The organism is Gardnerella massiliensis (assembly GCF_003408845.1).
Classification (GTDB): domain Bacteria; phylum Actinomycetota; class Actinomycetes; order Actinomycetales; family Bifidobacteriaceae; genus Bifidobacterium; species Bifidobacterium vaginale_H.
Window position 1 is genome coordinate 142168 of record NZ_LRTV01000001.1, and the last position, 6677, is coordinate 148844.

The following is a 6677-nucleotide window of genomic DNA, read 5'->3' on the forward strand; positions in this document are numbered from 1 at the left end:
TTTATAAATAGAGTGTGTAATTGACAGTTGCAATGTAGCACGCGAGTACAGAAAGGCAGTATAAAGATGGCATTACTTACAAGCTACTATGTTCCTGGATTGCATGTTGAAGAGCGTGCGATTGATGTGCCGCTTGATTGGGAGGGAAATACTCCGGGTGGTGCTATTAAAGGCGAAACAATTCGATTGTTCTGTAGGGTAGTTTGTGCTCCTGAGCATGTGCACGACGATTTGCCGTTGCTTGTGTTTTTACAAGGTGGCCCTGGTGGGCAGTGCCCACGTCCGCTTTCACCTTCTAGTGATGGTTGGATTCAAGAGGCTATTAAGCATTTTCGCGTAGTTTTGCCGGATCAGCGTGGTGTTGGACGTTCTTCAAGAGTTGATGCCTCGACAATGAAGCGTATGGCGGATGACGGCGTTAGTGTTGAGCGTCAGGCGTGGTATTTGAAGCGTTTCTTAGCTGATTCAATTATTCGCGATTTTGAACATTTGCGGCTTACTGAGTTTGATGCGAAGCCGTGGGTGTCTTTGGGACAAAGTTACGGCGGTTTTCTTACGCTTACGTATTTGTCTCTGTTCCCGCAAGGATTAATTGCAAGCTTCACAACCGGCGGTATTCCTCACGTTCCAGCGAATGCGCGTGAAGTTTACGAGCACACGTTCCCGCGTATGGCTCGTAAAACAGAGCAATTCTATGAGCGTTATCCGCAGGATGTTGCTCGCGCTGCAGCGATTGCGGATCGTATTGCTCAGGGAGACGTTACGCTGCCAAATGGAGAAAAGCTCACGGTTGAACGATTCCAAATGCTGGGATCTTCCTTTGGAATGAAACCAAGTTTTGAACGAGTGCACTGGCTTCTTGATTCCGCTTTTGCGGATGGTGATGGTTCTTTGAAAGCATTTAAGCATGGTGGCGGCGTTTCTGCGGGTAGTTTAAGCGATGAGTTTGTTTACGGCGTTATGGATGCCACTGCTTCAAGCCCGTTATACTGGCCGTTGCAAGAGTTTATTTATGCTGACGGCGAATTAGAGCATCCAATTTTGTGGGCGGCTCAGCAGGTTAGGGAAACAATGCCTGAATTTTCTGGCTCTGCTCGTCCGCTTTTGTTTACGGGAGAGGCAATGTTCCCGTGGATGTACGATCAAGAGCAGGCTTTGCAACCGTTCCTTCCAGCAGTTGACTGCTTAATGAAAGATAAGCAGTTTGGTAAGATTTACGATCAAGATCAGCTTGCAAATAACGAAGTTCCGTTGCAGTCGGCAGTGTACTTTGACGATATGTACGTGGATTCTGGTCTTCAATTAGATACTCTTTCTCGTATTGCTAACTCGCACTATTGGACTACGAACGAGTTTGAGCATGATGGATTGCATGGTGATACTGTGTTCCGTCATCTATTTAATGAAGCTTTGAATCGTGGTGATTTAGAGGCAATGTATAAGCGTTAAATGCAAAATTTAGCCTTGTGAGTAATAAGCTGTGAGTAATAGAGCACTATTTGGTATGCTATACATCTGTTTGCGTATTAAATAGTGTTCTATTTATTGTTGAATAAGTAGTTGAATAAATAGTTGAATAAGTAAGGGGATTATATATGAGTACTCAAATATTGGGAACTGTTGGTTTTATAGGTTACGGTAATATGGCGCAGGCCATTGCTCAAGGCGTGGTGCGCGCTGGCGTACTAGAGGGTAATAGTATGGTTGCTTGCGCTCATAATTTTGAAAAGCTTGAGCGTAATACTTCGCTTCTTGGTTTGCGTGCTATGCGCACTGCTCAAGAAGTGTGCGAAGTGAGTGATGTGATTATTGTTGCTGTAAAACCTCATCAGGTTGCTGATGTGCTTAAGCCTCTTGCTGCTCTTCTTAACGAACGGGGTACTGCTGTTATTTCTGTAGCAGCAGGTTGGACGTTGGAGCGTTACCAAAAATTGCTTGGCAACGATGCTCATATTCAATGCATTATTCCGAATACTCCTATTGCAGTATGTCAGGGCGTTACTTTAGCTGAGTCTGATCACACTTTAACTGACGCTCAGCTTGCTGTGTTTCATGCTTTATTTGAACCGATTTCTTTAGTAGAGCGTGTGGCTGGCGAAAATATGAATATTGCAATGTGCATTTCTAGCTGCGCTCCTGCTTTTACCGCAATGTATGTAGAAGCGCTTGGAGATGCTGGCGTGAAGTACGGTTTGCAACGCGATTGCGCTTATCGTTTGGCTGCAAAAATGATTGAGGGAGTAGGTGCATTATATATGGACGAGCGCACTCATCCTGGAGCTATGAAGGATGCAGTGTGTTCTCCTGGTGGAACCACTATTCGAGGTGTTGCTGAGCTAGAATCTCGCGGCTTCAGGGGTGATGTTATTTCTGCGATTGATGCTATTGAAAATAAATAACATATAAGTAAGTTGTGTCTAAGTAAGTTGTGTCGCTCTTTCCCGACGCTGGTCTAAACTAGGTGAATATGTCTTTAACTATCGGAATTGTTGGATTGCCAAACGTGGGCAAGTCCACTATGTTTAATGCTTTAACTCGCAATAACGTTTTGGCGGAAAATTATCCGTTCGCAACTATTGAACCAAATACTGGTATTGTTCCATTGCCGGATCACCGTTTACCAGTTTTAGCAAAATTAGTTAATACTGAAAAGATTGTGCCTGCAACGGTTACTTTTGTTGATATTGCTGGCATTGTTAAGGGTGCTTCAGAGGGTGAAGGCTTAGGCAATAAGTTCCTCGCTAATATTCGAGAAGCCGACGCAATTTGCGAAGTTGTGCGCGCTTTTAATGACGACGATATTGTGCACGTCAACGGTAAAGTTGATCCTGCAGACGATATTGAGACGATTAATACTGAGCTTATTCTTGCTGATATGCAGACTATTGATAATGCTTTGCCGAAGCTTGAAAAGGATTTGCGCGGCAAGAAAGTTACGCAGGAATACGTAGACGCTGTAAACAAAGCTAAGGAAATTCTTGAATCTGGGAAGACTATTGACCAGGCTCATAATGAAAAGCTTATTAATAAAGACGACGTGTACGATTTGCACTTGCTTACTGCTAAGCCGTTTATTTACGTGTTTAATGTAGATGATTCTGAGCTTGCTGACGAAGATTTGAAGTCAAAACTTTCTGCATCTGTTGCTCCTGCAAAAGCAATCTTCCTTAATGCTCAGTTTGAATCTGAGCTTACTGAGCTTGATGAAGCGGATGCTCGCGAAATGCTTGAGGATGCTGGTTTGAAGGAATCTGGTTTGGATCAGCTTGCGCGCGTAGGTTTTGATATTTTGGGTCTTCAAACTTACCTAACTGCTGGTGTGAAGGAAGTTCACGCTTGGCAAATTCATAAAGGTTGGACTGCTCCTCAAGCTGCTGGCGTAATTCACACCGATTTTGAACGTGGATTTATTAAAGCAGAAATCGTATCTTATGATGATTTTGTGGCTGCTAATGGTTCTATGGCAAAAATTAAGGAAGAGGGCAAGCTTCGCCTTGAAGGTCGCGACTACGTGATGCAAGATGGCGACATTGTTGAATTTAAGTTCAATGTGTGAATAAACTTTCAATTTATTGCGTAATATTTGAAGAAAAAATCCTTTGTTGCGCTGGTAGCGTTGTTGTCGGTAATTTTTGTCGGTAATTTACTGATATAATTCTGACAATAACGCTTTTTTAGATTGTTTGATTAATCTATAGAGATAGTGGGATGGATTTATGCTTAATGGCATTATAAACGGGTTGTCGCATGCTATTGCAAACTTTGGTAATTGGTGGAAGCGTTCTTCTCCTGTGGCTAAAGTGATAGTTATTGCCATTGTGGTTAGTATTGTTGCTGTTCTGCTTGGTTTTCTTTTTAATGATTCATCTTCTCAAGTAGGTAGTAAGCAGGATTCAAAGCAGCTCACAGCTTCTACTCAAGAAAAAGCTAAGAAGAATATAAAAAAAGTAGATTCTCATAGTAAGAATAGTAAAAATAATAACAATAGTAAAAATAGTAGTGAGAATAAACCTCAGCAAAAAGACGAAAAAAATAGCGGAAAAACTGATGCCGCTAATAAACCTCAGCAAAATAAAGATTCGCAAACAAATAATGCTGATTTAGCAAGTAAAACTCAACAAGAACGTAAACCTTCCCAAACAAATACTTCTGCACAAACTCGCACTGAAGCTCCTGCTACTGAATCGGCTTATTGGATGAATCCTACGGGAGGTGCGTATCCTAATATTTCTGGAATTCCTGCTTCTCAATTACAAATACAAGTGAATTTAGCAGAGCAGCGTGTACGTATTATTGCTAATGGTGAAACTGTGTACACGATGATTATGAGCTCAGGTCTTAACGATTCCACGCCTCGCGGTGATTACAGAATTGGTATGCGTGGTGCTCACTTCTTTAATGCTCAAGAAGGTGTGGGTGCGGATTACTGGGTTGGTTTTATTGGCGGAGTTTATTTGTTCCATACGGTTCCAACCGGTTACAATTTTGGTTCTTATATTCCGTCTGAGGGAGCAAAACTTGGCACGCCTGCTTCTCATGGCTGTGTGAGGTTAAGCGTTTCAGATGCGCGTTGGTTCTATCAAAATATTCCTTCGGGAGCTGCTGTTCATATTGGATAGTTAATTAATAGGTTTGAGTAACGCAATATTGTTTTGCAATAATTGCTGAATATAAAAAAGAGGGCCTTCGCGAAGACCCTCTTTTTGCATATATGTGACTGTTTATTTGCTTTTCCGTAAACAAGCAGTTTTCACGTTACGTGCTGTTATGTGTCGTTATATGTCGTTAGAAGAACAAAACAGCTGCTACGCAAGCCAAAACAACTAGCAAGATAGAAGCAAGGAAGCTTGCTAAAAATGCCGCACGACCTTGCTTAAAAATAACGCGGAAGTTTACGTTAATTCCAAGAGCGGCCATTGCCATTCCAAGGAAAACGTATCCTGTGTCAACTAAAACATTAGCGTACGCAGTTACGAAAGGAACGTACGTTCCAATAACGGATGCTGCAATAAAGCCGAGCATAAACCATGGGAAGCTGATGCTACGTTTTTCACTATTTTCTACTTTGCTGTGGCGAGCGTTCCACCAAATTGCAATGAAAATGGATGCTGGCACGAGCATAAGCACGCGTGCGAGTTTCATAATAGTAGCTACGTCAATGCTTCCGAAGGCGCCGCCTGCTGCTACAGCGTGTGCAATTTCATGTAGTGAAGCGCCTGCTGTAAGGCCAAGCTGCTGCTTAGTCATGCCGAGGTGAGGAAGAATGAAGATTTCAGCAAGAGCGTAAATTGTGCCCATAATTGCAACTGTTGCAACGGCCATAACTTCGTTCTGTTCTTTCTCGTCTTCTTCTTCTGGGAGAACTGGCATCGAGCCAGAAAGACCCATAACTGCTGCAGCGCCACAAATACTTGTGCCGCCTGCAGTAAGCATTGCAAGCTGAGGGTTTACCTTCAAAAGTTTAGCAATGTTATAAGTTACGCAAACCATTACTGCAACTAACACAGCTGCAATAGGTAAGCACTTAATACCTTTGGTAAACAAATCGTGCAAATTCAGCTTAAAACCAAGGAGAATAATACCGAGACGAAGAAGCTTGTTGGCAATTAGGCCAGCGGAACTTTTAACGCCTGCTCGTCTAGCGGTGTTGTCCTTTTTGTAGAAATGCAAAGGCAGCTGCAGAGCCATGCCGATAAGCAATGCAATAATGAGTGCGCCCAGTAACTTGAGCCCTGGGTATTGCTTAAGCCAGCTACCGATGAAGGAAGCTAGGAGTGTCAACACGGCGATAAGTGCCATGTTGGTGGTGCAGATTTTCTTTTTCCATGTATCAAAGAAAGTAACCATTTAGCCAAGTATTCTCTCATAATCGGACAAAAGTTAACAAAAAATCGAAATTTTGGTGGAATTTGTATAATTTTGTTGAAAAATCGCGCGACACGCCGAACGTTAAAATTACAAAAATGAACATAACGCACCATTATCTCTCTTTAAGAGTGGTGCATTTGATATTGCATTTTGAAAATACAATGTCATCATAGATATGTACGGAAAAGGTGGCAGTGTTGAGTAAATATACGGTGAAGATTAAGCGAATTTATGAAACGGCTGATGAGCATGATGGCTTTCGAGTCTTAGTGGATAGACTGTGGCCTAGAGGAGTGAGTAAAGAGCGCGCTCAGGTTGATCAGTGGTGCAAAGATATAGCACCGAGCACTCAATTGCGAAAATGGTTTAATCACGATCCTGAACGTTTTGAAGAATTTGCGCACCGCTATACTGAAGAACTCGATGCAAACCGTGAAGCTGTCGATATGCTTACTGCTTTGTTCGCTAAATACTCAACAGTTACTTTGTTGTATGCTGCTAAAGATCCAAAAGTGAATCACGCGTTAGTTTTGAAAGAATATTTGCAAAACTTACTTGCCTAATCTTAGTTCTTTCTTAAACATAAGTGAGTAGGTATAAACTTCGGTTGGTGCTTATTGAGTTCTTTTCGACACACCGTTTTTTCTTGATATATCAACAAAAAATTTAGCAAAATTTACTTTTTTCTTCGTATGCTCGACACATGAGCATTGTCCCATTAGAATGTCCCATTGGCTATGGGTCGGTGGTGCAATGGAGACCTCCCAGAAGCTGCCATCCCAGCGCTCGACGAGTGCTTGTTTTTTTTT

At 42.3% G+C, this 6677-nt stretch carries 7 protein-coding genes; 5 read left to right on the top strand and 2 right to left on the bottom strand.

The window, feature by feature from the left end:
- The first annotated feature begins 66 nt into the window (after positions 1 to 66).
- From AXE77_RS00510 to AXE77_RS06770, 4 genes are all read left to right on the top strand, one after another.
- Complete coding sequence (locus AXE77_RS00510) at positions 67 to 1449, top strand: alpha/beta fold hydrolase (protein ID WP_116711635.1); 1383 nt, start codon at positions 67 to 69, stop codon at positions 1447 to 1449.
- A 146-nt stretch (positions 1450 to 1595) separates the two neighbouring features.
- Positions 1596 to 2399, top strand: a complete 804-nt coding sequence (proC, locus tag AXE77_RS00515) for a pyrroline-5-carboxylate reductase (RefSeq protein ID WP_116711636.1) — start codon at positions 1596 to 1598, stop codon at positions 2397 to 2399.
- A 68-nt stretch (positions 2400 to 2467) separates the two neighbouring features.
- Positions 2468 to 3556, top strand: a complete 1089-nt coding sequence (gene ychF / locus AXE77_RS00520; protein WP_116711637.1) for a redox-regulated ATPase YchF — start codon at positions 2468 to 2470, stop codon at positions 3554 to 3556.
- A gap of 160 nt (positions 3557 to 3716) precedes the next feature.
- Entirely contained in the window at positions 3717 to 4619 is a 903-nt protein-coding gene (locus AXE77_RS06770; protein ID WP_240612605.1) for a L,D-transpeptidase, read from the top strand.
- Positions 4620 to 4785: 166 nt separating this feature from the next.
- Here AXE77_RS06770 and AXE77_RS00530 read toward each other — a convergent pair whose 3' ends face one another.
- Positions 4786 to 5847, bottom strand: a complete 1062-nt coding sequence (locus AXE77_RS00530) for a YeiH family protein (protein ID WP_116711638.1) — start codon at positions 5845 to 5847, stop codon at positions 4786 to 4788.
- A gap of 218 nt (positions 5848 to 6065) precedes the next feature.
- Between AXE77_RS00530 and AXE77_RS00535 the strand changes: the two genes are divergently transcribed.
- A complete protein-coding gene (locus AXE77_RS00535; RefSeq protein WP_165846009.1) occupies positions 6066 to 6431 on the top strand; it encodes a DUF488 domain-containing protein in 366 nt (121 codons plus the stop codon).
- A 51-nt stretch (positions 6432 to 6482) separates the two neighbouring features.
- Here AXE77_RS00535 and AXE77_RS06695 read toward each other — a convergent pair.
- A partial coding sequence (locus AXE77_RS06695; RefSeq protein WP_205727504.1) for a hypothetical protein occupies positions 6483 to 6677 on the bottom strand: 195 nt, incomplete at its 5' end.